Source organism: Bradyrhizobium sp. OK095 (assembly GCF_900109945.1).
Lineage (GTDB): Bacteria > Pseudomonadota > Alphaproteobacteria > Rhizobiales > Xanthobacteraceae > Bradyrhizobium.
Window position 1 is genome coordinate 439,534 of sequence record NZ_FOBX01000005.1, and the last position, 24,305, is coordinate 463,838.

Sequence of the window (24,305 nt, forward strand, 5' to 3'; positions counted from 1 at the left end):
CTTGATCACGCGCCCGCCAGCACCGCCCGTGCCGTCGCTACAAACGCCTGCGCCGCGGGCGATAGCGTTCGGCCCTGACGTTGGAGCAGCGACACCGGCCGCGTAATGGCTGGGCGCACCAAAGGTCTTGCGATCAGCGTTGGAAACTGGTCGGTCGGCAGCATCGTCGCGGGGAGGATGGCGAGGCCGAGGCCCTGTGCGGTCATGGCGAGCGCGGTGTTGATCAGGGTCACTTCATAGGTCGGATTGAGGTGTTTGCCTTGCGCGCCGAGCGCCTGATCGATCTGCATGCGGATTCGCGTTTCGCGGCGCATCGCGATGGTCGGCAGCTGCGCGAGTTCGTCCCATGTGAGGGACCGCCGCGCGGCGAAGTCGGCGGTGCGGCGGCCGATGGCGCTCAGGCGTCCGCGGGTCAGTGTCTCCACTGTCATCTCCGCGAATTCACCCTCCACGCTGCCGATCGCGAACTCCGCATCGGTTGTGCCCAGGCGCGGAACGAGATCGTCGGCGGCAACATCGCGCATGTCGATCTCGATGTCGGGATGGGCCGCGCGGAATGTTGCGAGCACTGACGGCAGCAGCGCCGATGCGGCGCCGGCTGATGCCAGAAACGCGACGCGGCCGGCGCGCGCTTGTGCGAGGTCGCGCATGCGCCGCGACAGGCCCTGCGCATCGCCCAGCATCCGTTCGGCTGCGTGAAACGCCTCATCGGCGGCCAGCGTCGGCTGTACCGATCGTGTCGAGCGGTCGAACAGCTTGACGCCGAGCTGGACCTCGAGCTGCTGGATCAACAGGCTCGCCGCCGATTGCGTGATCCCGAGCTCGCGCGCGGCCCGCGTGATGCTGCGGGTCCGATAGACGGCGGTGAAGGCGCGTAGCTGCCGCAAGGTGACATTCATAGGCAAAGCTCATGAATTGATGAGTTCTTTCCGTCTTATCGCATAAGCGGGCCTGCAATAAAATGCATGCAGGTGCGGGCAACGAATCCGGGCGACAAGGGAATCGAAACGATGAGGACACAGGTGCTGGTGGTGGGCGCCGGGCCCGTGGGATTGACCGCGGCCATGGATCTGGCCTCGCGCGGGATCGACGTCGTCGTCGCGGAAATTCGCCATGCCGGCGATCCGCCCAGCGTCAAATGCAATCACGTCTCGGCGCGCTCGATGGAAGTCTTCCGCCGGCTTGGCGTCGCCGCAAAACTGCGCGACGCGGGCTTGCCCGCGGACTTCCCGAATGATTGCTCCTACCGGACCACGGCGACCGGCATCGAGCTTTGCCGCATCGACATTCCCTCCCGCGCGCGCCGCTACAGCGCCACCGGCGGCCCCGACACCTGGTGGCCGACGCCGGAGCCGCCGCACCGGATTAATCAGGTCTATCTCGAGCCGATCCTGTTCGGCCACGCCGCGGCCCAGCCGCGCATCACCATTTTGGCGCGCACGGAAATCACTGATATCGAGCAGGACGGTGATCACGTGACCGCGCTGGCGCGCAACCTCGACGGCGGCGACACGCTCCGGATCGAAGCCAGCTTCGTGATCGGATGCGACGGTAGCCGCTCGCTGGTTCGCAAATCGATCGGCGCCAGCCTGTCCGGGACACCGGTGATCCAGCGCGTGCAATCGACCTTCATCGAGGCGCCGCAACTCAAGGAGTTGATGGGCGCGCACAAGCCGGCATGGATGGTGCTCTCGCTCAACCCGCGCCGCTCCGGCACCACGGTTGCGATCGACGGTCATGACCGCTGGCTGATCCATAATCATTTGAGGCCTGACGAGCCCGAATTCGACTCGGTCGATCGCGATTGGTCCATCCGTGCGATCTTGGGCGTCGACGAGCGCTTCGAATACAAGATCCTCAGTAAGGAGGATTGGGTCGGGCGTCGCCTCGTGGCCGATCGCTTCCGCGACCGCAGGGTCTTCATCTGCGGCGATGCTGCGCATCTGTGGATGCCCTATGCCGGCTACGGCATGAATGCGGGCATCGCGGACGCCGTCGATCTCTGCTGGCAATTGGCGGCGCATCTGAACGGATGGGCGCCGGCTGCGATCCTCGATGCCTATGAGGCGGAGCGTCAGCCCATCACCGACCAGGTGTCGCGCTTTGCGATGGATCACGCGATGAAGATGATGGCGCAGCGCGGCGGTGTGTCGGCGGAGATCGAGGACGACACCCCGCGCGGTCACGCGGCGCGCGCCTCGCTGGCGCGAGCGGCCTACGATCTCAATGTGCAGCAATATTGCTGCGCTGGTCTCAACTTCGGCTACTATTACGATGCCTCGCCGATCATCGCCTATGACGGCGAAACGCCGCCGGCTTATGCGATGGGAAGTTTCACGCCCTCCACCGTGCCGGGCGCCCGCGCACCGCATCTGGTCCTGCGCGATGGACGATCGCTCTACGATGCGTTCGGAACAGGTTACAATCTGTTGCGGTTCGATCCGGCGATCGATGTGGTGCAATTGCAGTCCGCTGCAGAGGCGCGGGGCATTCCGCTGACGCTGATCGACATCGCGCCGGACGAAGCGAATGGTGCCTATGCCGAGAAGCTCGTGCTGGTGCGGCCCGATCAGCACATCGCCTGGCGCGGGCAGGCCGCGCCGGAACATCCGCAAGCCTTGCTGGCGTGTCTCAGCGGCGCGGCGGCGTAAGCAACTCATAAGAAAAATCAGGAGGAGAAATTGTTTCAAATTGCAAGGCGCCGCATTCTGGCCGTGCTGACGGCCGCGACTTTCGCCGTGCTGCCGCTGGAGGCAGGCGAGGCGGCCTATCCGGAGCAATTGATCAAGATCATCGTGACCTTCCCGCCCGGCGGCAGCGCCGACACGGTCATCCGCGCGCTCGAGCCGCTGGTCACAGCCGAGCTCAAGCAGAGCCTGGTGATCGAGAACCGCGCAGGCGCAGGCGGCAACATCGGCATGGCCGCGGTCGCGCAGGCCAAGCCCGACGGCTACACGCTCGGCGTCGCGCCCGCGGGCGCACTGACGGTGAACCCGCACCTCAATTCGTCGATGCCGTTCGATCCGAAAGATCTCGCGCCGATCACGCTGCTTGCGGAAATTCCCTTCGTGCTCGTGGCGTCCGCGGACATTCCAGCGCACAATGCGGCCGAGACGGTCGCGCTTGCCAAGGCAAAGCCGGGCGCGCTGTCGATCGGGCATGGCGGCAATTCGACTGCGATGCATTTGACGGCCGCACTGTTCACGCAGAAGACCGGGATCAGCATGGAGCTGGTCCCCTATCGCGGGACCGCACCGGCAGCGGTCGACGTCCTCGCGGGCCATGTCCCGTTTGCGGTGCTGGATATTCCGGCATCGAGGCAATTTATCCTTGAAGGCAAGCTCAATGCGATCGGCGTTTCCTCCGCGCGGCGTCTTCCATCCTTGCCCGATGTGCCGACTCTCGCCGAGAGTGGCATTGCGGATTTCGAATCCGTGGGCTGGTTCGGGCTGGTTGCTCCGGCCGGCACGTCGGCGGATGTCATCGGCAGGCTGAACGAGGCCTTCACGAAAGCGCTGAAGGACCCGGCCGTGGCCGAGAAGATCAGGACCCTCGGCGCCGAGCCTGCACCCACGTCACCCGAGCAGTTCGGCCGCTTCATTCAGAGCGAAAGCACCAAATGGGGCAAGCTCATCAGCGAGGCCGGCATCAAGGCGAACTAGAGGCGATCTCAGGCCACCCCAACCGGCCTCTCCAGATCGGCCCCTTCCGCTCCTTCGCGTGCGCGATGTCCACGGCCGTGCGTCTGAGCTAATGCGCGGCGATGCCCGAGCTCTCGATCACCCGCTTGTAGCGTGCGGTCTCCGCGACGATGAACGGGCCCATCTCGGCCGGCCCCTTGTCGGCAATCGACACCTGGCCGTTGGTGGCGAGGTCGGCGACGATGCCGGGGTCGGCGAGCACGGTGGCCAGCGCCTCAGAGAGCTTGCCCACGATTCGCGGGTCGGTCCCGGCCGGGACCGCGACCCAGGTCGAGCCGACGCTGACGGCGTCCGGGTAGCCGGCCTCGAGCACCGTCGGCGCGTCGGGCAGCGCGGCCAGCCGCGTCGTGCCGGTGGTGCCGAGCACCTTGACCTTGCCGGTGTCGATCAGCGGCCTGAGCACGGTGAGGTAGTCGAAGGAGACGTCCAGGATGCCCGACATCATGTCGGTCATCTGGCTCGAGCCCGACTTGTAGGGCACGTGGGTCAGCTTGATGCCGGTGGCCGCCTGGAACATCTCGCCGGCGAGGTGCTGGGCGGTGCCGGGGCCGGGGGAGCCGAAATTGAGCTTGCCCGGGTTGGCCTTCGCGTAGGCGACGAACTCAGCCAGCGTGCTGTAGGGCGCTGCCGCGGTCGCGACGAGGACCTGGTTCGCCGAGCTCACGCCCCGGACGTGGACGTAGCTCTTGAGCGAGTCGTAATTGAGCTTCCCCAGCCCCATGTTCGGCTGGATCGTCATAGGCCCGCCGGAGGCGAAGAGCACAGTGTAGCCGTCGGGCTGGGCCCGGGCGACGAACTCCGTCCCAATGATCCCGCCGGCGCCGGGGCGGTTCTCCACCACCACGGGCTGCCCAAGCCGCGTCCGCAGCAGCTCCGCGATCTTGCGCGAGACGAGGTCGGTGACGCCGCCGGCCGCGAACGGCACCACCCAGGTGATCGCGCGGTTCGGCCAGGATTCCGCGGTCGTCTGGGCCCTCGCGGCGCCCGTCTGGAACGCCAGCGTCGTCGCGGCGACCAGACACAGGAGCGCTCTCATCACCGTCGATCCGGGGCGACCGCCTAGGCTGCTGCGCGCGCCAGATCCCGCGACTTCCGCGGTGACGGTCTGCTCGACCGCGTTGTTGACCACCTGCCGCGAGGTCTGATGATAGCCGCGCTGCTGCGCCGGCATGAAGACGCCGAATTCCATGGATGCAGTCCGCCCTCGTTGCAGCGTGGCCGTTTATGGCCATGTTGACCGAAGGCTACAGCTTTGAGTTTCTCCCAACTATTGGCGCAGTCCGAGCATCTCTTTTGCAAAATATGAAAAGATCGATGGATCGCTTTCAGGCCATGAAACGGTTTGTCCGCGAGGGCAGCTTCTCGGCGTGCAGCTGCTTTCCGGCCCTCACGCCACCCCCGCCGGCTTCTCCAGATCCGCCCAGATCCTCGCAAAATAATCCTGGAATTGCGGGTCGGTGCGGAGGCCCGCGGGATCGCGGCCGGCGCGGGGCAGGTCGATCACGTGCCACGCGCGGACCGTGGCCGGGCGCGCGCTCAGCACCAGCACGCGATCGGCCATGGCGATGGCCTCACCGATGTCGTGGGTGACGAGGATGGCGCTCTTGCCGCGCTCGGCGATGATGCGGGAGACGTCGGCCTGCATCAGCAGGCGGGTCTGGAAGTCGAGCGCGGAGAACGGCTCGTCGAGCAGGATCACTTGAGGGTCGAAAGCGAGCGTGCGCATGATCGCGACGCGCTGGCGCATGCCGCCGGAGAGCGCCGCGGGTTTTGCGTGCTCGAACCCGGCCAAGCCATAGGCCCTGATCAGCTCCAGCGCGATCTCCTTCGCACGAGCCTTGGGTGTCTTCCGGACTTCGAGGCCGAGCATGACGTTGTCGAGCACGCTGCGCCACGGCAGCAGCAAATCCTTTTGCAACATGTAGCCGACATGGCCGGCGGCATCGTCGACGCGCTTGCCGCCGACCTCGACATGGCCGCGGGTCGGCCGCAACAGCCCGGCAATGGCGTTGAACAGCGTGGACTTGCCGCAGCCGGAGGGGCCGACGATTGCCAGCGTCTCGCCGCGGCGCAGCTCGAAATCAACTTTCCGGATCGCCTCGACCGGGCGCCCCTGCCCATCGAAGGTGACGCCGACACTTTTCGCGCGCAGCACGATCGTCGCGGACTCGGTGAGGTTTTGCGCGAGTGCATTCATCGCTCCACCTCCTTGCAGAAGTCGAGCAGCGTGTCGTTGAAGATCTTTGGCGTCACCACGCTGAAGGCGTGCGCGCCCCAATCGACCTCGTGAACCCGCGCATCAGGAATGGCGGCGGCGAGCTCGCGGGTGAGATAGGCCGGCACCAATGCGTCGTCCTTTGCGGAGGACAGTAGTGTCGGCACGTTGATTTCAGCGAGGCGCCTGCCGCCCTCGAATGCCAGAAACATGTCGATGCGCTGGTTCATTGTCGCGATGGACGGGAAGTGCTTGAGGATTTTCTCTTCCTCGGCATCGAGATGCGCGATGTTCTCGGAGATCCATTGCGGCGGGTAGAGGAACAGCGGCTGCGCCCGCACATAGGCCTGCGGGCCGGACTGATTGAGGAGTTGTTTGCGAATCTCGAAGCAGCGCCGCAGGAATGGGTCGGCACGGCCCCAGCCGTTGACGACAGCAAGGCTGCGCAGACGCTTCGGATGACGCAGCGCCAGCTCGAGGCCGACGATGCCGCCGATGGCGTGGCCGACCACATGCGCCGCGTCGACGCCGGCATGGTCGAGCACGCTAGCGATGTCGTCGGCCATGCCGGTGATGCTGCGGCTACCGGCTGCGCTGCGGCCGGTGCCGACGTGGTCGTAGAGTATGACCTGGTGGCGGCTCGCGAGCGCGTCGAGCTGCGGCGCCCAGAACGAGCCGCTGCCGCCCATGCCGGCGGAGAGCACGATTGGCGTACCGTGCCCGTGAACTTCGTAATAGATCTCGGCATCCTTGCCGCGTGCAAAAGCCATGGCGTCCCAGCTGTTGGATTGATGTCGTTCAGGATCGGTGGAGCAGGCGTCGCTCGATCAGATCGATCGCGCCGTACATCAGCAGCGCCACCACCATCAGCGTCGCGATGCCGACCCAGACCGCGTTGAGGTCGTAGAGCACGCCGGCGTAGTAGATCATGTAGCCGAGGCCCTCCCTGGATGCGATGTACTCGCCGACGACCGCGCCGATCAGCGCGAAGCCGACGTTGAGGCGGAAGGCCGCGACGATCCACGGCATCGCACCGGGCACGATGACGGTGCGCCAGGTCTTCACGCGGGACGCACCGAGCGAGCGCAGCAGCTTGACGAGATCGGAATCGACCTCCTTCGCTCCCTGGAGCGCCGTGATGACGGCGACGATGAAGGTGATGATCGCCGCAATCGCGATCTTCGAGGAGAGGCCGATGCCGAACCAGACGATGATCAGCGGCGCCAGCGCAATCTTCGGCAGGCCGTTGAGCGCGATGAGATAGGGCCGCAGCACGGCGGCGCCGGTCGGGACCAACCACAGTGCGAGCCCCGCTGCGCTGCCGAGCACCGTTCCGATCAGAAAACCGGCGATGGCTTCCCACGCCGTCAGCGCCGCGTCGCGCAACAGCTCGCCGCTGCCGATCAGCTTGGCTCCCTTGGCGATGATGCCGCTCGGCTGGCCATAGAGATAGACCGCGATCAGGCCGAAGCGGATCGCGAGCTCCCACGCCGCGAGCAGCGCGACCAGCAGTGCGATCTGCAGCAGCGCGATGCGGAGCGCGGACGGCAGCCTGAAGCGCGCGCCCGTCACCGCGGCCTGTCCGGCGTCGAGCACGGCCATTTCACGGCCTCTTGTGCGCGATCGAGGCGATCTCGACGAGGCAGGCCGGCTTGACCAGCCCGCACTGGATGCAGAAGCGCGCCGGCTTCTCGCCCGGAAAATACTCGGCATAGACCTTGTTGACCGCGGCGTAGTTCGCCCAGTCGGTGACGAAGATCGAGTTGAAGGTGACGTCGGCGAGGCTGGAGCCCGCCGTCTCCAGCACGCGCTTGATGGTCTCGAGGATGTGCCGGGTCTGGCCCGCCGCGTCGCCCTCATGGACGACGTCGTTGTTCGCATCGAACGCCAGCGTGCCCGAGACGTAGATGACGTTGTCGGCCATCATGCCCGGCGAGAACGGAGCGATGGGGGCGGTGGTCCCGGATGGAATGATGGCGCGGTCGGTCATAGCTGGTCCTCGTTTGCTGGAACGGCTTCGGTCTGGGCAAAGGCGCGACGAAAATCGCTCGCGGACGAGACCCAGCCGAAGAATGTCTCGATGTTGAAGACGGACGCCTTCTGGATGTAGTCGGGGCCGGCCTGGTGCGTTGCGTCCTCCAGCATCACCCCGAAATATTCGAGGTGGAATCCGTCGCGCAGCGTCGATTCCACGCAGACATTGGTGGCGATGCCGCAGAACACGAGGTTGCGGATGCCGCGGGCGCGCAAAATGCTGTCGAACTGGCTGTTGAAGAAGCCGCTGTAGCGCGTTTTGGGCACCACGATGTCGCCGGGCTTCGGCTGGAGATCGTCGACCAGCGCGTAGTCCCAGCCGCCCTTGGCGAGCAGCTTGCCTTGCAGCTCGGGCCGCTTGCGCATCGTCTTCAGCGCGTTCGACTTGTGCCAGTTCGGCGAGCCCGGCCCGCCGGCCTCGACATAGTCGGAATCCCAGCCGTTCTGGAAGAAGATCACGGGAACGCCGGCGCCGCGTGCGACGCTCAGCACATCCTGGATCGCCGTGATCGTCGCCTTGGCGCCGGAGATGTCGAAGCCGGCGAGATCGAGATAACCGTTCGGCGATGCATAGGCGTTCTGCATATCAACGACGACCACTGCGGTCTCGTCAACCGCAAGTCGGAGCGGCTCGGGCCGCGCCGGCAGGGTGACGTAACGCGGCTCGCGCGCGGGAGAGGTATTCACTGTCATGACGCGAGACCGAACTGCTTGGTCGCCTGCTCGGCGAAATGATTGTCCACCATCTGCGCGTAGGGGAGGGCGGATTGCACCGCGCCGCCGCCCTGTTCGAGCTGCATCGCGCGGTCCCATTCGTCGGCCGAGATGGTGGGGTTGCGCGGGATCGCTGTCTTCGAGCCGAAGAAGTTCTTGGTTGCGCTCGCGACCACTGACGGCGTGACCTTCGGGAAATATTTCTCGGCGACCTCGGTGAAGACCGCGTTGTTCTCGTGCATCAGTTTCTGCGCTTCCGCGACGGCGTTGCAGAAGCCTTGAACGGCGGCCGGGTTGCTCGCGATGGTCTCTTCCGTCGCCATCGCGGTGGTGAAGCAGAGTGGTCCCAGCGCGTCGGCAAAGGACAGCACCGGCACGAGACCGAACTGCTCGGCGGCGATGCTGACGTCCCACTCAAATGCGGTAGCGATGTCGGCGCGGCCGTCCTTCACCGCGGCAGCCTGCGCGCCCGGCGGCAATTCGAGGAAGGTGACGCCGGCCTCCTTCGGATCGAACTTGCCGATCGTCTTGATCGCGTAGGTCGGCACTTGAATGGTCGAGGACGGGAATTTCAGCGTGGCGATGGTCTTGCCGCGCAGATCCTCGATCGTCCTGATCTTGCTGTCGGGCCTGGCGATGCCCCACATCGACACGCCGCCGACGATTTTTGCGATGTTCTTGATCTTGCCGCCCTCGCGCACCGCGTTGACCGACATGCCCGGGCTGGTCACGCCAATCTGGCTGCGCCCGGAAAGCAGGATCGGCACCGGCAGCGCGATGCCGCCGGCGGTGGTGAGGTCAGCGTCCAGGCCGTGCTTGGCGAACAGCCCCTTGTCGGCCGCGACATAGAGCGAGTTGTACATGCCGAGCCGCAGGGCCTCGGCGATCGCCATTTTGCTGCCGGCCGCGACGCCTGGGGTGCTGAGGCCGGCCAGCGGCGCCGTCGCCGCGCCGAGCAGCGAATATTTCATGAGGTCGCGTCTGTTGATCACGTCCCAGTCCTTTGACTTGCGAGAACAACGAGTTAGCTCGTTTCCTGCCTAATTGATGATCATCCCCGATCTTCGCCCAAAATCCTTGCATTGGAGATTTTCATTAACAATCCGGAATAGAGAGATATATTTATAAGCAATGCTGATAGATCAGCTCGACCTGAAACAGCTCCGCGCCTTTGTCCGTGTCGTCGAGACCGGCAGCTTCAGCGCGGCGGCGCGCGCGCTCGGGATGTCGCAATCCGCAGTCAGCCAGGCGGTGCGCCAGCTCGAGGATGGATTGCGGGTGCGGCTGCTCGACCGCACCACGCGAAAGCTTCAGCTCAGCAAGGTCGGCGCCGATTTCATGCCGGGCATCCAGCGCCTGCTCGCCGATCTCGACCGCCAGCTCCAGGATCTGCGTGACTTGCGCGAACATCGCCGTGGCCACGTCACCGTGGCCTGCGTGCCATCAGTGGCGCTGCGGCTGATGCCACGCGTGCTCGCGGCGTTCCAGCGCGAGCATCCAATGGTGGCGGTGACGCTGAAGGAGATTTCGCGGCATCAGATCTTTGCGGCGCTACGCGGCGGCGATGTCGATCTCGGCATCGCCAATGTGCCCGGCGACGATCCCGAGCTCGATGCCTCGCGCCTGCTCGTCGACAACTTTGCTCTCGTGATGCGCCGCGATCATCCGCTCAGCGCGCGCGACGCGGTGAGCTGGGCGGAGGCCTCGAAGGCAGGTCTTGTGGTGATGGCGACAGGCACCGGCATTCGCCTTGAAATCGAACGCGGCGTCGCGGACCTCAATCAGGGCACCCCGATTCATGAAGCCGAGCATCCCGCGACATTGCTGGCGCTGGTCGAGGCCGGTGTCGGCGTCGCGCCTTTGCCGAGCCTTGCCTGGCCCGAGGCCGATCATCCCGTGCTGACCTGGCGCAAGCTGGTCGATCCCGTGATCGAGCGCGAGCTCTATCTGCTCTGGCGCATCGGCCGCGACCTTTCGCCCGCCGCGCGCGCGCTTCAGCGCGGCATTTTGGCGGGCGCGCAGGCCATTCGCGAGCGCAGTTTGGTCGGTTAGCGAGCGATGATAGGTTGAACCTGCCAGCGGCGAGGGCCGACCTAGCAACAGCCCGCCGGCGGGCACGGAATCAGGTAATTCAAGACAATGTTCGACAAAGCCTACCGGCAGCGCCTCGAAGCTGACCTCGCACAATGGGAAGCCGACGGCGTGATCGCGCCAACCGCGGCCCTCTCCATCCGCAATGCGCTGCCGCCGTTGTCGCCCGGCATCAACATCGCGGTGGTGGTCGGCATCGTCGGCGGCCTGTTGATCGCAGCCGCCTTCCTCGCCTTCGTTGCGGCGCACTGGACCGAGATTGCGCGGCTGCTTCGGTTCGCGATCCTGCTTGCCGGCATGATCGTCGCCGGCGGCCTCGGCGCGTGGTTCGCCGCGACCGGCCGTACTGTTCTCGCCGACCTCTGCGCCAGCATCGGCGCGATCATCTTCGGCGCGGGCATCGCGCTGGTCGGCCAGATGTATCATCTCGGCGACGACTTTGCCGGCGGCATGCTGCTCTGGGCGATCGGCGCGTTTGCCGCGGCAATGCTGACCAGCTCCCGCGGCGCGCTCGCGGTCGGCCTCGTCGCCGCCTGCATCTGGACCTGCATGCGCAGCTATGATGCGCCCGATGTCCTGCATCTTCCGTTCGTGGCGGTGTGGCTGATCGCCGCCGCTCTCGCGTTTGCATGGAATTCCCGCGTCGCCGCTCACCTCGTCGCGATCGCGGTGCTGCCGTGGTGGGTTGCGACGTCGCTTCGCTTCGACCTCGATGGCCTTCAGCCGTCGTTCGTGCTCGCGGACGGTGCGGCCCTGCTGTTCGGGGCCGGGCTCGCGATCGCCGCTGCGCGGTGGCCGCGGGCGCTTCTGCTTGGGAGCGTTCTGTCGATTTACGGTGCGTTTGCGCTGGCAATCGTCGCCTTCCTTGAGGTGACAACGGTCGACGACATCATCCGCTTCCGGACCGGCACGGCGTCAGCCCAGCCGCTGTGGGCGATCCTGTGCGGGGCTGCAGGCGTGATCCTTGCTCTCGCGTCCGCCGGCATCACCAGGCGTGCAGGTGAAATCCTTGCAGCATGTGCGATCGGGCTCGTGCTGCTTGCAGCGCCGATCTGGCCGGCATCTGCGGCCGGCGAGCCATGGTTCGCCTATGCCGCGCTGCTCTGCGCCATGTTGTGCCTTGTCGTCTCCGGCGTGCTCGACGATGTGCGCCCGCGGATCGTTGCCGGCTGGCTCGGGATTGCCGGTGTCATCGCGGGCATCACCTGGGCGGTCAAGGGCTCGCTGCTGCGCCGCTCGGCGTTCCTTGCGGCGGCCGGAATCATCACTGTGGTGTTTGCAACCGCGCTCAATCGCGCGCTGCCGAGGTCTGAGCGATGATCGAGTCCATCACAAAGTTCTGGCAACGCATCCCGAAAGCCGTGCTGTTCGGCGTCGCCATCCTGCTTCAATGCGTGCTGCTGGTCCTGATGGTCGCCGATCGCGTGCAGATCCTGCGCGAAGGCCGTGAGGTGACCTTGCAGACCCAGCCGGTCGATCCCCGCGATCTCCTGCGTGGCGATTACGTCGTACTCCGCTATGACATTTCGCAGCTGCCGGCCGGCGCGCTCTCCGGCAAGACGGCCGAGACGCGCAATCCTATCGTGTTCGTCAAGCTCGCACCCAATGCCAACGGGCTTTACGAGGCCGTCTCGGTGCATGCCGAGCCCGTCACGGTCACGGCGCCCGAAGTGCTGATCCGCGGCCGCGTCACCTATTCCTGCGGCGCGACCAGCCGCACCTTCTGCGACAAGCTGACGATCAAATACGGTCTCGAAAGCTATTTCGTGCCCGAAGGCGAGGGCAAGAAGCTCGAGCAGGCCCGCAACCAGCAGAAGCTCCGGGTCGTCGCCGCCGTGCTGCCCTCAGGCCGCGCCGCCATCAAGCGGCTGCTGCTCGATGGCGAGCCGGTGTATGAGGAGCCGTTGTATTAGCGGTCGATCGGCTTCGCCTTCAACGCCCGCCGCAGCACGTCCCACATCCGCGGATCATTCATGTGCGCCACGTTGAACCGCATGAAGGCGGACGCTGTCTGCGACACGCTGAACACATTGCCCGGCGCCAGCACGACATCCTCTTCGAGCGCGGCGCGGGCGACGGCTGTAGCATCCTGGCCGTCGGCGAGGCGGCACCAGAGGAAGAAGCCGCCGCGCGGCATCAGCCAGGGCTCGATGCCTAACGCCCCAAGTTTTCGTGCGACATCGCGGCGTGTGCGCGTGAGCTTTTGCCTCAGCTCCTCCATGTGCTTGCGATAGCTGCCGCCGGCCAAGACCTTGGCGATGATCTCGGTCGCGACCGGGCTCGGGCCGCCAAAGCTGGTGGCGACCTGGAGATCGACGAGATGCTCGATCCAGTCGGCTCGCCCTGCGATGTAGCCGCAGCGCACCGAGGCCGACAGCGTCTTGGAGAAGCTGCCGATGCGGATCACGCGGTTCAAGCCATCGAGCGCGGCCAGGCGCGGTGAGCGTTCCGGCTCGAAGTCGCCAAAAATGTCGTCCTCGACGATGGTGAGGTCGTGCGCGGCGGCTGCGGTCAAAAGCCGGTGCGCGGTCTGGAGCGAGATCGTCGCCCCGGTCGGATTGTGCAGCGCTGAATTGGTGATGTAGAGCCTGGGACGCTCGGCCGCGAGAATTTGCTCGAAGCGAGCGACATCAGGGCCCGACGGCGTATAGGGCAGGCTGACGATCCTGGCCTGATGCGCCCGCAGCAGCGCGCGAAAATTGAAGTAGCAGGGATCGTCGACCAGCACGGTGTCACCGGGACGAAGCAGGAAGCGGCAAATGAGGTCGGTCGCCTGCGTGCCCGAACCCGTCAGCATCAACTGGTTGATCGAGGCTTCGATCTCGTCTTCGGCGAGGCGTGTCAGCAGCAGCCGGCGCAGTGCGAGGGAGCCGGACGTCGAGCCATAATTGGTCAGCACGTGAGCTTCGGCGCGGCCCAGCGCGCGGGTGGCGCGGCGCAAGGCCGCTTCCGGCATCCACTCCGGCGGCAGCCAGCCGCAGCCGGGTTTTGGCACGGCATCGTCCGTGTCGAGCGATTGCCTGGAGACCCAGAACGGATCGACCTCGCGGGCGCGGCGCGGTTCGACGTCGGTCAACGCCAGCGGCGGCGTGACGGTTGGCGAGACATAGAAGCCCGAGCCACGGCGGGCGCGGATCAGGCCTTCAGCGGCGAGGCGATCATAGGCCTCCACGACCGTCGAAGGCGAAACCCCCATCGTGGCTGCGAGGCTGCGGATCGACGGCAGGCGGTCGCCGGCGCTGAGCGCGCGGCCGGCGATCTTGGCGCGGATCACGCTCATCACATCGATGGTTCGCGTTCCGCCACGTCCCTTCGATTGCGCCTCGCCGTCCAAGGTGTATGACCTTCCATACCCATACAGTTTTGCCGGATTGTACTGGATTGTCACTGGTCACGCCACGGGCAAAGGCCGAGTGTCGCGACTCAAAAAAATGGGGCGGACATGCAATCTGCGGGCAGCGGCTGGGGCAACGGGCTTCTCGGCGTCATCATCTTCAGCGGCTCGTTGCCGGCGACGCGCGTGGCTGTCGGCGGTTTCTCCGCGCTGTTCCTGACGTCCGCGCGCGCCGTCATTGCAGCGCTGATCGGGATGGCTGTGCTCGGCCTGATCCGCCAAGCGCGGCCTGGACGAAAGGATCTCGTCTCGCTCGCCATCGTCTCCATCGGCGTCGTGGTCGGCTTCCCCTTGCTGACCGCGCTCGCGCTCCAGCACATCACCTCCGCGCATTCGATCGTCTTCATCGGCCTGCTGCCATTGTCGACCGCGATCTTCGCCGTGCTCCGTGGCGGCGAGCGGCCGCAGCCGCTGTTCTGGCTGTTCGCGATCCTCGGCAGCGCAACGGTTGTAGGCTTTGCCCTGTCCAACGACGGCTCGGCATCGCTCACCGGCGATCTGCTGATGGTTGCCGCGGTCGTGCTGTGCGGGCTCGGCTATGCAGAAGGCGCGGCACTGTCGCGCCGGCTCGGCGGCTGGCAGGTGATCTCCTGGGCGCTGTTGCTGGCGCTGCCGCTGATGGTGCCGGTCGCGGTCTGGACCTGGCCGCCGACATGGAGCGGCGTCGGTGCGCCCGCCTGGATCGGGCTTGCTTACGTCTCGATCTTCAGCATGTTCGTCGGCTTCATCTTCTGGTACCGCGGCCTTGCGATCGGTGGCATCGCCCGCGTCGGTCAGTTGCAGCAACTCCAGCCGTTCTTCGGTCTCGCGCTCGCAGGCTTCCTGCTGCACGAGCCGGTCGCCTGGAGCATGATCGCCGCGACCGCGCTGGTGGTCGTCTGCGTCTTTTTCGCACGCCGTTATGCGTGAGGCTTTGCGCCTCACGCCTGATCCAGCACCGTCTTCGTCAGCGTGCTCCGCGCGAATTTTTTCAGCGGCATCGGCTTGCCGAACAGAAAGCCCTGCACGAGGTCGAAGCCGAGCTCGTTCACGGACACAAGATCGGCTCGGCTCTCGACGCCTTCGGCGACGGCGCATACGCCATAGCCATGCGAAAGCTCGACGATGTGGCGGCATACCGTGCGCTTGAGACGGTCGGTGGCGCTGCCGGTGACGAAGTGCCGGTCGGCCTTCAGCTTGATGAAGGGGATCTTGTCCAGGTCCATCAGCGAGGGCCAGTTGGCGCCGAGATTGTCGATCGACAGGCCGATATTGTGCAGGCGCATCTCGCGCGCGACCTCGGCGAGGAGATCGAGGTCACGGATCGCCTCCTCGCTGTCGATCTCGATGGTCAGACCGCCGAAGGCCGGATGCGTCGGCATGCGGCGGCAGAGATCGCGCACGGCCTGCGGCTCTTTCAGATAGGCCGCCGGCAGGTTGATCGAGAGATCGACCTGGCTCTGCCGCTCCAGCAGATAGTGCCAGTCCTGCACCGCGCGCTCGATCACGAATTCCGAGAGGTCACGGAAATGCGGATCGTGCGCTTCGGGAATGAAATAGGCCGGCGGCACCACGCCCCAGGTCGGGTGCCGCATCCGCACCAAGGCCTCGGCACCGCTGCGGACCAGCGTGCGCGCGTCGATCTTGGGCTGGTACCAGAGCTCGAGCCAGCCGGCATGCAAGGCTTCGCCGACATGCACGGCCGGGCTCGGCGCCGGTTCTTCCGGCAGCAGCATCGCGACGCGCTCGCGCAGCGTCTCCGCCGCAAAGGGCGTGGTCAGCGGCGGCAGCATCGCAAGGCCATATTCCTCGCCGACCTGCTGCACCGCCTTGACGATGATCGACTCGCGCGCGCCGACGGCGAGAACCTTGCCGTCGAAGGCTTCGCGCACCAATATCTCCAAAAATTTTCCAGGCTCGATGCCATCCGCGGCGATGCCGAGCAGGATCAGATCCGGCAGCTCATTGGCCAGCATCGCTTGCAGCTCGTCGGCGCTGGCGCATTCGCTGGTGACGAAGCCGAGATCCTCCAGCACCTCGCTCATGAAGGCGCGCAGATGGCGTTTGCCGTCGGCTACGCATGCGCGCGGCGTCACCTTTCGCCGTCCGAAGGTCTTTGGCCTCCGTCCGGCGAGCTCAACAATTCCATCGTCCATCGCAAACCGCTCCCGTTCCGTGTCGGTGTGTTAGCGACGTGAGCAGTTTCAAATATGGAGGGCTTCAGCCGATTGTTGAATTATCTGGGTAACGTTAAAGCCTGCATCATTTCTAAAATTGTCTGGATCACCTTGAAGAAGTTTTTACGTTTGCCCGCCCGTTGCGCGCTCTCGTGCGACAATCGTGCGACATTTTCGCAGTGCGCAGTTTAGCGGCGCGTGCGCCCGTGTCCTGTAATTGGACGAAGCCGCGCGCGCTTCGCCCAATTGAATAATGGACGCCTCAATTGCTCGTGGCCTTGTCGTGTTGAGCCATGCCGACCGCCTTGTAATCGTAGGTCGGATAGAACTCGGTGCGGTAAGGACCCCACGCGGTGTCCTCGATGATGCGATTGACTTCGCGCAAGCGCGAGGCCGGCAGGCGCAGCGTGATCACCTGGCCGATGCCCATCATCACGTACCAGCTCACGACCTCGGTTCCCGGCGGCGGGAAGGATTTGTAGTAGCCCTGCTTGTCGAGCTGCGCATTCAGCTCGTTCAGCGGACGGGACTGGTCGTGCTTGAAGAACACGGTGAGCAGGACCGCGTTGTCGGCGGTCGGCGCCGCATTGCCTTGCGGCGGCGAAGTCTGTGCCATCGTCGTCGATGTGAGCGCCAGCGCGCCCGCAAGCAAAGCTGCCACCGTCAATGTCCTTCGGTTCGATCTCATCGTGAACTCCTTCCCAATGCTCATGCGATGGATCGGAGAATAAGGGAGGGGCGCCTCGCCGAAGAACTCATTTTCGCGCGATGCGCGCATGTTTCGTCTTCGCTCGTGACGGTTCTGCGACAATGCGCGCGGGCCCAACGGCGCGAGTGTGAAGCACATCACATGCGTATTGCTGCACCTGCGCTAATGGTCGGGATAGCCGGTGGTGGGCTGTTTAGGATTACAGCTATGTCGATGCGGCGAATGATGCATTGGTGGTTCAGATTCGTGCTGTCAGGGCGATTTCTCGATCGCTTCCTGTGCCTGCCGCGCTAGCGCGAAATCAGGTCTGCCCGATCAATTTGCGGAACGCCGCCGCGCCATCCTGCACAACGTCACGTCCCTTCCAGGCCAGATAGGAAAGCTTGCCGCCGAGCGTGTCGTGGCTGCGCAGCCGGCGCGAGCCGAGGATATGTCCGACATTGGAGGGGAAGCGGCTGACCTCGGCCGAGACCAGCGCCGCGATTGCATCCATCAATTGCTGGAGCCGGATACCCCAATCGCAACTCTCGATGCCGTCGATGCGCACCTTGAGTGCATATTCGGTGTCGTAGATGTCGGCGAGCAGGTCGCGCGCGACGAGGATCCGGTTATGGCGCAGCGCGATCCGTAGCGCGAGCCGCTTGTCGTCGAGCCGGTCGAGCACCATGGGAACGACGCAGGCATAGGGCGTGGCGGCAACGTCGGCCACGCTCTTGCTCGCGGCAGCCTTGGTGGCGAGGCGCACCAGTTCCCATGACGTCTTCAGCCGCCTTGCCACCAGCGCCAGCGCGAAGGGCAGCGCGTCGGGGTGGGCCTTCCTGAAGGCGTTGAGTTGTGCGGTGATCTGGGCAACCTGGCCGTCGCCGAATTTCGTGATCTTCTCGGGCAGCTTTTCGTTGAACTTCGGCAGCGCGTCGCCGGCGCGCAGGACCTGCTGCATCTTCTTGACGTCGTCGAAGGCGGTGCGCGAGGCCGTGTATTGCGCGAGCTTGCCGCGGGCGAATTCAGCGCTCTCGGCTGAAGCCAGCGTATTCTCGAGCACCTTGACGACCTTGGTCTGGAAGATCGATGCGGTCTTCAGCACTTCCTTGGGGTTGTTGGCGGTCGCCTGGTCGTTGATCGCCTTGATGTAGTCGCGCGCCATGGTCGGCAGCATGTCGCGGCAGATCCACTCCCAGATCGGGGTCAGCGTGTTGCGCGAGATCCGCCCCATATTGGCATGCTCGGGCGCGCCGTCGATCAGCAGCAGCTCGAGCGGGGCAAAGAAGTAGCGTGAGGGATTGGTGGCGCGTGCCTGGGTCGATCCGTCCTTACGAAACTCGGCGCGAAGCTTGGCCTGCACGCCGGCCGAGCCCGGCATGTCGACGCCGCACAGTTCGAGCCGCTCGAGTTCGCTGAGCAGACAGCTGCGCGACAGCGGCGTCAGCCGCTGCAGGAACTCCGATAGCTGATCGATGTCGTTCATGGCACGCAATCTTCCGCAGCGTTTCCCGCAAGGCCTACAGGCCTGATGCATGGAGGCATTTGCGCGCTCTCAATCGTGATCAAGAGAAGCAAGTCATTGTTAATTTATCCGTAAAATTCGGGGCGGTCGGCAGGGCTGGTAACTGGATCGTTAACCGCCCAGCTGGCCCGTTGGCCGCCGCGCGGGCAGGTTTATCAACCTCCGCGGGCTCTTCGGCGACGCTGCGCAAGCATAAATTGTGCCGATGTCGATTTTTTAGCGTAAAACCGCCAAAATCACCGTAGTCTTACGGAGCAAAAAGTTAACCACAGATCGGTCCGGGTTCCGCTAAACAGGTCACATGGGGTCACAGAATGATACGGCCACCGATTCGCGGCCGTCGGAATGGTACGAAAACAGCACTGCTCCAACTGAAGAGCTCGATTTCGTCCGCCTGAATGCCGTCCGTGCCAAGGCGGCCGACGAAATGGCCGCCGCCATCGCCCGCGAGCTCAACGGCCCCCTGACCGCGCTCCTGCTCTACATGGGCGAAATCAAGCACCATAGCGACCAGCTCGCGCCGGTCTCGGGCGATCGGGTCTATTTGCAGCGGGTGGTGGAAAATGCACTGGCCCAGACCGAGCGCGTTTGCGGCCTGGTCAAGCAGCTCGCCGGTCCTCAGAAGGGGGGCTTGCCGATCCCGTCCGCGACCGAGGGCTCCGAATCGAAGGCTGCTCGCGCGCAGCCGCCGCAGCGCGTGCCGAGCGCCGAACTGCTGGGCCTGTCGGGCCAGAAGCGGCTGACCAAGCGCGAGCGCGAGGTGCTCCGGCTGATCAGCGAGGGTTATTCGAACAAGCAGGGCGCGCTTCGCATGCAGATCAGCCCGCGCACATTCGAGAGCCATCGCGCCGAGGCGATGCGCAAGCTCGGTGCCCGCAACACCGCGGATCTGGTCCGCGCGGCGCTGCTGCATTCGATCGACTGAGGCTGTTCTGTTGCGCCGCCGACCGGCGGCGCGCCAAGACCTCGGAAGGTCAGGACCTCGGAAGGTCAGGACCTCAGAAGGCTCTGAAACCCGATCGCGCTCAGAGATAGTCTTCGGCGAAAGGACGCGCGCGCGACGCGGGCCGCAGCGGCTTGATCTCTTCCTTCGGCGTGTTCGGGATGATCGTGATGGTCCAGCGCGGGGGAGTGCTCGAATCCTGCTCCAGCACCGAGCGCACGAAGCCAGTCACTGTGGCCTCGCCAGACGTCACCGTCGCCATGCGGCCGTTGAACTGAGCAATGCGGAAGCGACGGACTTCCTTCTGGTCCGCAGTCTCGTAGGTGAACATGGAAACCCTCCTGGTTTCCGGCGACTATCGCCTCCCATGATTAGCCTTCTGTGAAAATCGCCAACCGTAGAAGTACGGCGGGTTTTACACGCACTCCGCCAGAAGCGTTTTCGAGCGAAGTGGCTCCCGGTTCGCGTCAAGAAAACGCGTCAAACAGGAATCTATAGCCGGTCCGATGTCATCGGAGCGGCTCTACCTGTGCGGTTCCTGCGCGCGCGCGGCGGCGTAGGCGGCATCCATCCGGTCCAGCAGATCATGGAATTCGGCCTCGCCAAGCGTCTCCGCGGATTTCTCCAGCCGCAGCGAAAGGGCCACGAGCCTGACATAGCCGAACGTTGCGGCCGCGCTCTTCAGCGAATGCGCTTCGCGCGCGATCCTGGCGTTGTGCTGCGCAAGCGAAAGCGTGCGGAACAGCTGCAGCCGCGCGCGAGTTTCGCTCCAGAACACGGCACGCACCTCGCCGGCGCCGTCTTCGCCGATCTCGCGCACGAGCGCCGCATAGGCGCCCGGCTCGCGCGCGGGTTCGGCATCGAGCACTCTCTGCACAGGCGCGACGGTCAGTTCAAGCATGGGTCTGCCTGTCCACGGTTCTCTGTCGCTCGGTCCGTCCGGCGCGAGGCACGTTCGTGTCTACGGCATTTGAATTTCAGTTCCGGTAGCAGGACGATCCGTGTTTGCAGACCGGCATTAGCCGCAGGTTTACCACGCGACCGCGCCGGTCAGCGCGGGCCGAGCAGCCGGTCGTACTGGGCCTTCACGGTGGCGTAGCACTCGCACGCCGTCTGGCGCAGGCCGTCCAGGTTCAGGATCTGGATGTGTCCGCGGCTGTAGTGGATGAAATTGGCCTGCTGCAAGGTGTTGGCGACCAGCGACACGCTGTTGCGCCGCGCCCCGATCATCTGCGCCATCGCCTCCTGGGTCAGTAGCAGCCGGAAGTCGCCGGACAGGTCATGGGTGTGCAGCAGGCAGCGCGACAGTCGCGACTCCACCGGGTGAGCGGCGTTGCAGCCCGCGGTCTGCTGAACCTGTGCGTAGACCGCGAGCCCGTGACGCGTGAGCAACGTCCGCAGGGTGCTGCTCTGGTCGGCCGCGCCGCGCAGCCGGTCGAGATCCATCACGGAGGCGGCGCCGGGAACCAGCACGATCGCCGTGTTCAGCGCGCAGGCATCGCCCATGGTCGAGAGCGTTCCGAGCAGGCTGTCGCGGCCGATCATGGCGACCTGCACGTGCTCGCCCTTGGCGAGCTTCACCACCAGCGAGATGACGCCGCGGTGTGGAAAATAGGCGCGCTTGAGCGTCTCGCCGGTTTCGACCAGCACGGCCTCGTGCGGAAGATCGATCGTGCGCAGATACGGGCGGATCAATTCATAATCGTCCGCCAACAGCGCGGACAGGAAACCGTTGGATGGACGCACCATCGTTTCCAAAGCTGCCTCCTGTCTCCTGCGCCAGTCGATCGCGGCGAGTGAATTCATTCCCGGCGCGGGTAAGTTCCATCATCTTCCCGTCGGGATATATTGGCAATTGGTACATTGTAATCCGGGCAACTACGTCAGATGTCGCCTTGTGTGCACGGCGGCATGCGGCCAATCGCATCGGCGTCTGTATCATTGCCGGATTCCGAGTATGGCGGCGTGGTGGGCCTTCACCGCTGCATAGCAATCACAGGACGTCGTCTGTAGCGCGGGCAGGTCCATGATTGCGATCTGCCCGCGCGTGTAGTGAATGATGCCGGCGCGCTGAAGCGCATGCGCGACGAGGGAAATGGCGTTGCGCCGTACGCCGATCATCTGCGCCAGCGCCTCCTGTGTCAGCGGAAGGATCTCGCTGTCGGACAGATCGCGGGCGCGCAGGAGCCAGCGCGCGAGCCGTGCCTCGACCGGGTGCAGCGTATTGCAGAGCAACGATTGCTGCGCATGCGCGAGCAGGACCTGCTCATGCCGGATCATCAAGCTGCGAAACGCGATGCTTGCGGCAGCGACAGCGCGAAAAGCCGCTATTTCAAGCATGGAAGCCGTCCCTGGGAAAAGCACGACCGCGTCCGCCGGTGCGATGCCGTCGGCAAGCGCGGCACCGGCACCGACGACGTTATCGCGCCCCAGCATCGCCACCTCGATCATTTGTCCTTCGGACAGGCCCACCGCGATCGACACGGATCCACCGTGCGGGAAGTAGACATATCTCAGCGCGGCGCCCGCCTCGCCCAAGACAGATTCCCTGACCATTTCGACCGTCGCCAGATGAGGACGCAGCAGATCGAGATCAGCCGCGTCGAGCATTTGCAGCAACTGGTTGGACGGGTGGCCGCTCGCAATCATGCAGACTCAATCCGACGCGCTCGATGGATGATCGACGCCGGGCCCGGTTCGTCATCCAGTTGCACGGCGGCACAATCATATTCTAAAGGTTGTGGCGTCGTCCATATACCCGTTGGGGGGCAGACACGTTGCCGCATTTACGGCGGAAATAAGAATGGCGCGCTGATTCGTTTCTGGACCTGCGCGTCAGTCCCGCAAGGATTGCGCGGGAAAAAGCGGCAAGGAGGCCGTTATGAGCCGGAACCATTGCGTCGGCGCAGTCATCGGACGCCGGTCGAGCCGCGCAACCTCGTTCATGGGACGAGTGATTACAGCGACCGGATATTGCTTCGAACCGTGGCGCCGCATGGCCGCAGATTTCGGGTCCGTTGCCTGCATCTTCCTGGCTCCGCCAACGACGTTCGCGACCGTCAATTATTCGATCCAAACCAGAGGAGAAAGGCTTGCCCCACGGTTCAATTATTGAATCGCCGAAACGGGAAACTCAAACGGGGACAGAAAGTCTGCGCCATATTCTCGTTGTCGACGACGACCCGATGGTGTGCATGGCCATCGAGGTCTATCTGCAGCGAAACGATTTTCGAGTGACGATTGCCGGAGGAGGTGAAGCGGGACTGCGCGCGATCGAGCACGAGCAGTTCGATCTGATGATCATCGATATCTTCATGCCGCACATGCGCGGGTTCGAATCGATCAGGATCTTCCACGAGAGGGCACCCGCCATTCCGCTGATCGCGATGTCCGGCTACGCTTTTGCAAATCTGAATTCGCCCGCGCCCGATTTCCTGCGGATGGCGCTGGAGCTCGGCGCAGCTCGCTGTCTGCGCAAGCCGTTTACGCCGCACGCGCTTCTTGCTGCCATCAACGATTGCGTGGCGGAGCACCGTCCCGACGACATGACCTCGACCGCGCGCCTGGGTTAGCGCGGCGCCGGCCGCAGCAGCGACGAAGTAAGCGTTCGTTTACCGCAAATCCGGACCGTGCGGCGTCTCACCGTGCCCGAAGTTGCGGTCGCGGGAGCCGATCCGATTGCGGGTGATCGGCTTCGACTTCACGCGGGCCGCGCGTATCGCCCTTCAGGGGCAGACTTTTTTCGTCCGCGTCGATCTGCCGTTATCGGCGCGTTTACCTAACGCTCGTTCGCGTCACGGCTCGGCGCGGGTTTTGCCGAAAAGCGCTCTCGCATGCAGTCGAACCGCAAACTTGTCTTCAATATCCGTATTAGCACGGAGGATGAAATTAACGGGACCGTGAAAGGGGTTGTCTAACGATCTACAGCGAAGACTTCCGCCGATTCCAGACGTGGCGCAGGCGTCGAAGTTCAGCTCAGTAAGGCATACCCCATGGATGATCTGTTGCGGGAGTTTTTGACGGAGACCAGCGAGAGCCTGGACACCGTCGACAATCAGTTGGTGAAGTTCGAGCAGGAGCCGAACAACGCCAAGATCCTGGATAACATCTTCCGCCTGGTCCACACCATCAAGGGCACGTGCGGTTTCCTCGGACTGCCGCGGCTTGAAGCGCTGGCGCATGCCGGCGAGACGCTGATGAGCAAATTCCGCGACGGCATGCCGGTGACGGCGGGCGCGGTGACGGTGATTCTGGCCTCGATCGACCGCATCAAGGAGATCCTGGCCGGCCTCGAGGCGACTGAAGCCGAGCCCGAAGGCACCGACCGCGACCTCATCGACAAGCTGGAAGCGATGGTCGAGCAGGGCATGGCGGCCATGGCTGCTGGAACGGCTGCTCCTGTTGCCGAATCGCCGCCGCTGGCGCCGGAAGCACCTGTCGCTGCTCCCGTCGAAGCCAAGGGCGAGCTGATCGATCAGACCCTGGAACGCCAGTTGCGCCCCGGTGAAGTGTCGCTCGACGAGCTTGAGCGCGCCTTCCGCGAGACCGCGATCGAAGCGCCCGCGTCGGTTGCGCAGGCTGAGCCCGCTGCTGAAGCTCCGGCGCCCGCTGCCAAGGAAGTTGTGAAGGAAGCCAAGCCCGCGAAGGAGAAAGTCGCCATCAAGAAGTCGGCAGGCGACGAGGCCGGTGGCGAAGGCGCCAGCATCGCCAACCAGTCGATCCGCGTCAACGTGGATACGCTGGAGCATCTGATGACCATGGTCTCCGAGCTGGTGCTGACCCGCAACCAGCTGCTGGAGATCTCCCGCCGCAACGAGGACACCGAGTTCAAGGTGCCGTTGCAG

At 64.7% G+C, this 24,305-nt stretch carries 25 protein-coding genes; 9 read left to right on the forward strand and 16 right to left on the reverse strand.

Going from position 1 to position 24,305, the window contains the following annotated elements:
• Positions 1-5 precede the first annotated feature (5 nt).
• Entirely contained in the window at positions 6-899 is an 894-nt protein-coding gene (locus BMW89_RS16460; protein ID WP_092028016.1) for a LysR family transcriptional regulator, read from the reverse strand.
• 111 nt (positions 900-1,010) lie between these two features.
• Here BMW89_RS16460 and BMW89_RS16465 point away from each other — a divergent pair, with 111 nt between their 5' ends.
• Both BMW89_RS16465 and BMW89_RS16470 read left to right on the forward strand, forming a co-directional pair.
• A complete protein-coding gene (locus BMW89_RS16465) occupies positions 1,011-2,651 on the forward strand; it encodes an FAD-dependent oxidoreductase (protein ID WP_177196084.1) in 1,641 nt (546 codons plus the stop codon).
• Between the two features lie 30 nt (positions 2,652-2,681).
• Positions 2,682-3,662 (forward strand): Bug family tripartite tricarboxylate transporter substrate binding protein, encoded by a 981-nt coding sequence (locus BMW89_RS16470; protein ID WP_092028018.1) that lies wholly within the window; start codon positions 2,682-2,684, stop codon positions 3,660-3,662.
• A gap of 88 nt (positions 3,663-3,750) precedes the next feature.
• Here BMW89_RS16470 and BMW89_RS16475 read toward each other — a convergent pair whose 3' ends face one another.
• From BMW89_RS16475 to BMW89_RS16505, 7 genes are all read right to left on the reverse strand, one after another.
• Positions 3,751-4,890: a Bug family tripartite tricarboxylate transporter substrate binding protein gene (locus BMW89_RS16475; RefSeq protein ID WP_092028019.1), complete on the reverse strand. Its 1,140-nt coding sequence runs from the start codon at positions 4,888-4,890 to the stop codon at positions 3,751-3,753.
• Positions 4,891-5,088: 198 nt separating this feature from the next.
• Complete coding sequence (locus tag BMW89_RS16480) at positions 5,089-5,898, reverse strand: ABC transporter ATP-binding protein (RefSeq protein ID WP_092028020.1); 810 nt, start codon at positions 5,896-5,898, stop codon at positions 5,089-5,091.
• Positions 5,895-6,686 carry a pyrimidine utilization protein D gene (rutD, locus tag BMW89_RS16485; protein WP_092028021.1) on the reverse strand — a complete coding sequence of 264 codons (792 nt, stop codon included), beginning with the start codon at positions 6,684-6,686 and terminating at the stop codon, positions 5,895-5,897. Before rutD ends, BMW89_RS16480 begins: the two co-directional genes overlap by 4 nt.
• Before the next feature lie 28 nt (positions 6,687-6,714).
• The gene (locus tag BMW89_RS16490) at positions 6,715-7,518 is read right to left on the reverse strand and encodes an ABC transporter permease (RefSeq protein ID WP_092028022.1); all 804 of its coding nucleotides are present in this window, start codon (positions 7,516-7,518) and stop codon (positions 6,715-6,717) included.
• Between the two features lies 1 nt (position 7,519).
• Positions 7,520-7,906, reverse strand: coding sequence for a pyrimidine utilization protein C (rutC, locus tag BMW89_RS16495; RefSeq protein ID WP_092028023.1), 387 nt, complete (start codon positions 7,904-7,906; stop codon positions 7,520-7,522).
• Positions 7,903-8,643, reverse strand: a complete 741-nt coding sequence (gene rutB / locus BMW89_RS16500; RefSeq protein WP_092028024.1) for a pyrimidine utilization protein B — start codon at positions 8,641-8,643, stop codon at positions 7,903-7,905. Before rutB ends, rutC begins: the two co-directional genes overlap by 4 nt.
• The gene (locus BMW89_RS16505; RefSeq protein ID WP_092028025.1) at positions 8,640-9,656 is read right to left on the reverse strand and encodes an ABC transporter substrate-binding protein; all 1,017 of its coding nucleotides are present in this window, start codon (positions 9,654-9,656) and stop codon (positions 8,640-8,642) included. Before BMW89_RS16505 ends, rutB begins: the two co-directional genes overlap by 4 nt.
• Positions 9,657-9,795: 139 nt before the next feature.
• On the opposite strand from BMW89_RS16505, the gene BMW89_RS16510 reads away from it, so the two are divergent.
• From BMW89_RS16510 to BMW89_RS16520, 3 genes are all read left to right on the forward strand, one after another.
• On the forward strand, positions 9,796-10,716 hold the full coding sequence (locus BMW89_RS16510) for a LysR family transcriptional regulator (RefSeq protein WP_092028026.1): 921 nt from the start codon (positions 9,796-9,798) through the stop codon (positions 10,714-10,716).
• Between the two features lie 87 nt (positions 10,717-10,803).
• Complete coding sequence (locus BMW89_RS16515; RefSeq protein ID WP_092028027.1) at positions 10,804-12,075, forward strand: DUF2157 domain-containing protein; 1,272 nt, start codon at positions 10,804-10,806, stop codon at positions 12,073-12,075.
• Positions 12,072-12,668: a GDYXXLXY domain-containing protein gene (locus BMW89_RS16520; RefSeq protein WP_092028028.1), complete on the forward strand. Its 597-nt coding sequence runs from the start codon at positions 12,072-12,074 to the stop codon at positions 12,666-12,668. The genes BMW89_RS16515 and BMW89_RS16520 overlap by 4 nt, the downstream gene beginning before the upstream one ends.
• On the opposite strand, the gene BMW89_RS16525 is transcribed toward BMW89_RS16520, so the two are convergent.
• Positions 12,665-14,089 carry an aminotransferase-like domain-containing protein gene (locus BMW89_RS16525; protein WP_092028029.1) on the reverse strand — a complete coding sequence of 475 codons (1,425 nt, stop codon included), beginning with the start codon at positions 14,087-14,089 and terminating at the stop codon, positions 12,665-12,667. The genes BMW89_RS16520 and BMW89_RS16525 overlap by 4 nt on opposite strands.
• Positions 14,090-14,197: 108 nt before the next feature.
• Between BMW89_RS16525 and BMW89_RS16530 the strand changes: the two genes are divergently transcribed.
• Complete coding sequence (locus BMW89_RS16530; RefSeq protein ID WP_092028030.1) at positions 14,198-15,058, forward strand: DMT family transporter; 861 nt, start codon at positions 14,198-14,200, stop codon at positions 15,056-15,058.
• Positions 15,059-15,069: 11 nt separating this feature from the next.
• On the opposite strand, the gene BMW89_RS16535 is transcribed toward BMW89_RS16530, so the two are convergent.
• The 3 genes from BMW89_RS16535 to BMW89_RS16545 all read right to left on the reverse strand — a co-directional run bounded on the left by BMW89_RS16535 (position 15,070) and on the right by BMW89_RS16545 (position 18,479).
• Positions 15,070-16,284 (reverse strand): EAL domain-containing response regulator, encoded by a 1,215-nt coding sequence (locus BMW89_RS16535; protein ID WP_092028031.1) that lies wholly within the window; start codon positions 16,282-16,284, stop codon positions 15,070-15,072.
• Positions 16,285-16,567: 283 nt separating this feature from the next.
• Positions 16,568-16,993 carry a hypothetical protein gene (locus BMW89_RS16540; RefSeq protein WP_177196085.1) on the reverse strand — a complete coding sequence of 142 codons (426 nt, stop codon included), beginning with the start codon at positions 16,991-16,993 and terminating at the stop codon, positions 16,568-16,570.
• A gap of 322 nt (positions 16,994-17,315) precedes the next feature.
• Complete coding sequence (locus BMW89_RS16545; protein ID WP_092028033.1) at positions 17,316-18,479, reverse strand: hypothetical protein; 1,164 nt, start codon at positions 18,477-18,479, stop codon at positions 17,316-17,318.
• Between the two features lie 340 nt (positions 18,480-18,819).
• Between BMW89_RS16545 and BMW89_RS16550 the strand changes: the two genes are divergently transcribed.
• Positions 18,820-19,443, forward strand: coding sequence for a helix-turn-helix domain-containing protein (locus BMW89_RS16550; protein WP_092028034.1), 624 nt, complete (start codon positions 18,820-18,822; stop codon positions 19,441-19,443).
• A 100-nt stretch (positions 19,444-19,543) separates the two neighbouring features.
• Here BMW89_RS16550 and BMW89_RS16555 read toward each other — a convergent pair whose 3' ends face one another.
• The 4 genes from BMW89_RS16555 to BMW89_RS16570 form a co-directional block, all read right to left on the reverse strand.
• A complete protein-coding gene (locus BMW89_RS16555; RefSeq protein WP_092028035.1) occupies positions 19,544-19,792 on the reverse strand; it encodes a hypothetical protein in 249 nt (82 codons plus the stop codon).
• Positions 19,793-19,984: 192 nt separating this feature from the next.
• Complete coding sequence (locus BMW89_RS16560) at positions 19,985-20,362, reverse strand: Hpt domain-containing protein (RefSeq protein WP_092028036.1); 378 nt, start codon at positions 20,360-20,362, stop codon at positions 19,985-19,987.
• A gap of 149 nt (positions 20,363-20,511) precedes the next feature.
• Entirely contained in the window at positions 20,512-21,210 is a 699-nt protein-coding gene (locus tag BMW89_RS16565; RefSeq protein ID WP_177196086.1) for a Crp/Fnr family transcriptional regulator, read from the reverse strand.
• Between the two features lie 189 nt (positions 21,211-21,399).
• A complete protein-coding gene (locus BMW89_RS16570) occupies positions 21,400-22,110 on the reverse strand; it encodes a Crp/Fnr family transcriptional regulator (RefSeq protein ID WP_092028037.1) in 711 nt (236 codons plus the stop codon).
• A gap of 443 nt (positions 22,111-22,553) precedes the next feature.
• On the opposite strand from BMW89_RS16570, the gene BMW89_RS16580 reads away from it, so the two are divergent.
• Positions 22,554-23,033 carry a response regulator gene (locus BMW89_RS16580; protein WP_092028039.1) on the forward strand — a complete coding sequence of 160 codons (480 nt, stop codon included), beginning with the start codon at positions 22,554-22,556 and terminating at the stop codon, positions 23,031-23,033.
• A 420-nt stretch (positions 23,034-23,453) separates the two neighbouring features.
• Positions 23,454-24,305 (forward strand): Hpt domain-containing protein (locus BMW89_RS16585; protein WP_177196087.1); only part of this gene is annotated, 852 nt, incomplete at its 3' end.

Bases quoted from the DNA above. Each gene is read 5' to 3' on its own strand.
- BMW89_RS16460 (WP_092028016.1), bottom strand. From the start codon at position 899: ATGAATGTCACCTTGCGGCAGCTACGCGCCTTCACCGCCGTCTATCGG.
- BMW89_RS16465 (WP_177196084.1), top strand. From the start codon at position 1,011: ATGAGGACACAGGTGCTGGTGGTGGGCGCCGGGCCCGTGGGATTGACC.
- BMW89_RS16475 (WP_092028019.1), bottom strand. From the start codon at position 4,890: ATGGAATTCGGCGTCTTCATGCCGGCGCAGCAGCGCGGCTATCATCAG.
- BMW89_RS16480 (WP_092028020.1), bottom strand. From the start codon at position 5,898: ATGAATGCACTCGCGCAAAACCTCACCGAGTCCGCGACGATCGTGCTG.
- rutD (WP_092028021.1), bottom strand. From the start codon at position 6,686: ATGGCTTTTGCACGCGGCAAGGATGCCGAGATCTATTACGAAGTTCAC.
- BMW89_RS16490 (WP_092028022.1), bottom strand. From the start codon at position 7,518: ATGGCCGTGCTCGACGCCGGACAGGCCGCGGTGACGGGCGCGCGCTTC.
- rutC (WP_092028023.1), bottom strand. From the start codon at position 7,906: ATGACCGACCGCGCCATCATTCCATCCGGGACCACCGCCCCCATCGCT.
- rutB (WP_092028024.1), bottom strand. From the start codon at position 8,643: ATGACAGTGAATACCTCTCCCGCGCGCGAGCCGCGTTACGTCACCCTG.
- BMW89_RS16510 (WP_092028026.1), top strand. From the start codon at position 9,796: ATGCTGATAGATCAGCTCGACCTGAAACAGCTCCGCGCCTTTGTCCGT.
- BMW89_RS16515 (WP_092028027.1), top strand. From the start codon at position 10,804: ATGTTCGACAAAGCCTACCGGCAGCGCCTCGAAGCTGACCTCGCACAA.
- BMW89_RS16520 (WP_092028028.1), top strand. From the start codon at position 12,072: ATGATCGAGTCCATCACAAAGTTCTGGCAACGCATCCCGAAAGCCGTG.
- BMW89_RS16530 (WP_092028030.1), top strand. From the start codon at position 14,198: ATGCAATCTGCGGGCAGCGGCTGGGGCAACGGGCTTCTCGGCGTCATC.
- BMW89_RS16535 (WP_092028031.1), bottom strand. From the start codon at position 16,284: ATGGACGATGGAATTGTTGAGCTCGCCGGACGGAGGCCAAAGACCTTC.
- BMW89_RS16540 (WP_177196085.1), bottom strand. From the start codon at position 16,993: ATGAGATCGAACCGAAGGACATTGACGGTGGCAGCTTTGCTTGCGGGC.
- BMW89_RS16545 (WP_092028033.1), bottom strand. From the start codon at position 18,479: ATGAACGACATCGATCAGCTATCGGAGTTCCTGCAGCGGCTGACGCCG.
- BMW89_RS16550 (WP_092028034.1), top strand. From the start codon at position 18,820: ATGGGGTCACAGAATGATACGGCCACCGATTCGCGGCCGTCGGAATGG.
- BMW89_RS16555 (WP_092028035.1), bottom strand. From the start codon at position 19,792: ATGTTCACCTACGAGACTGCGGACCAGAAGGAAGTCCGTCGCTTCCGC.
- BMW89_RS16560 (WP_092028036.1), bottom strand. From the start codon at position 20,362: ATGCTTGAACTGACCGTCGCGCCTGTGCAGAGAGTGCTCGATGCCGAA.
- BMW89_RS16565 (WP_177196086.1), bottom strand. From the start codon at position 21,210: ATGGTGCGTCCATCCAACGGTTTCCTGTCCGCGCTGTTGGCGGACGAT.
- BMW89_RS16570 (WP_092028037.1), bottom strand. From the start codon at position 22,110: ATGATTGCGAGCGGCCACCCGTCCAACCAGTTGCTGCAAATGCTCGAC.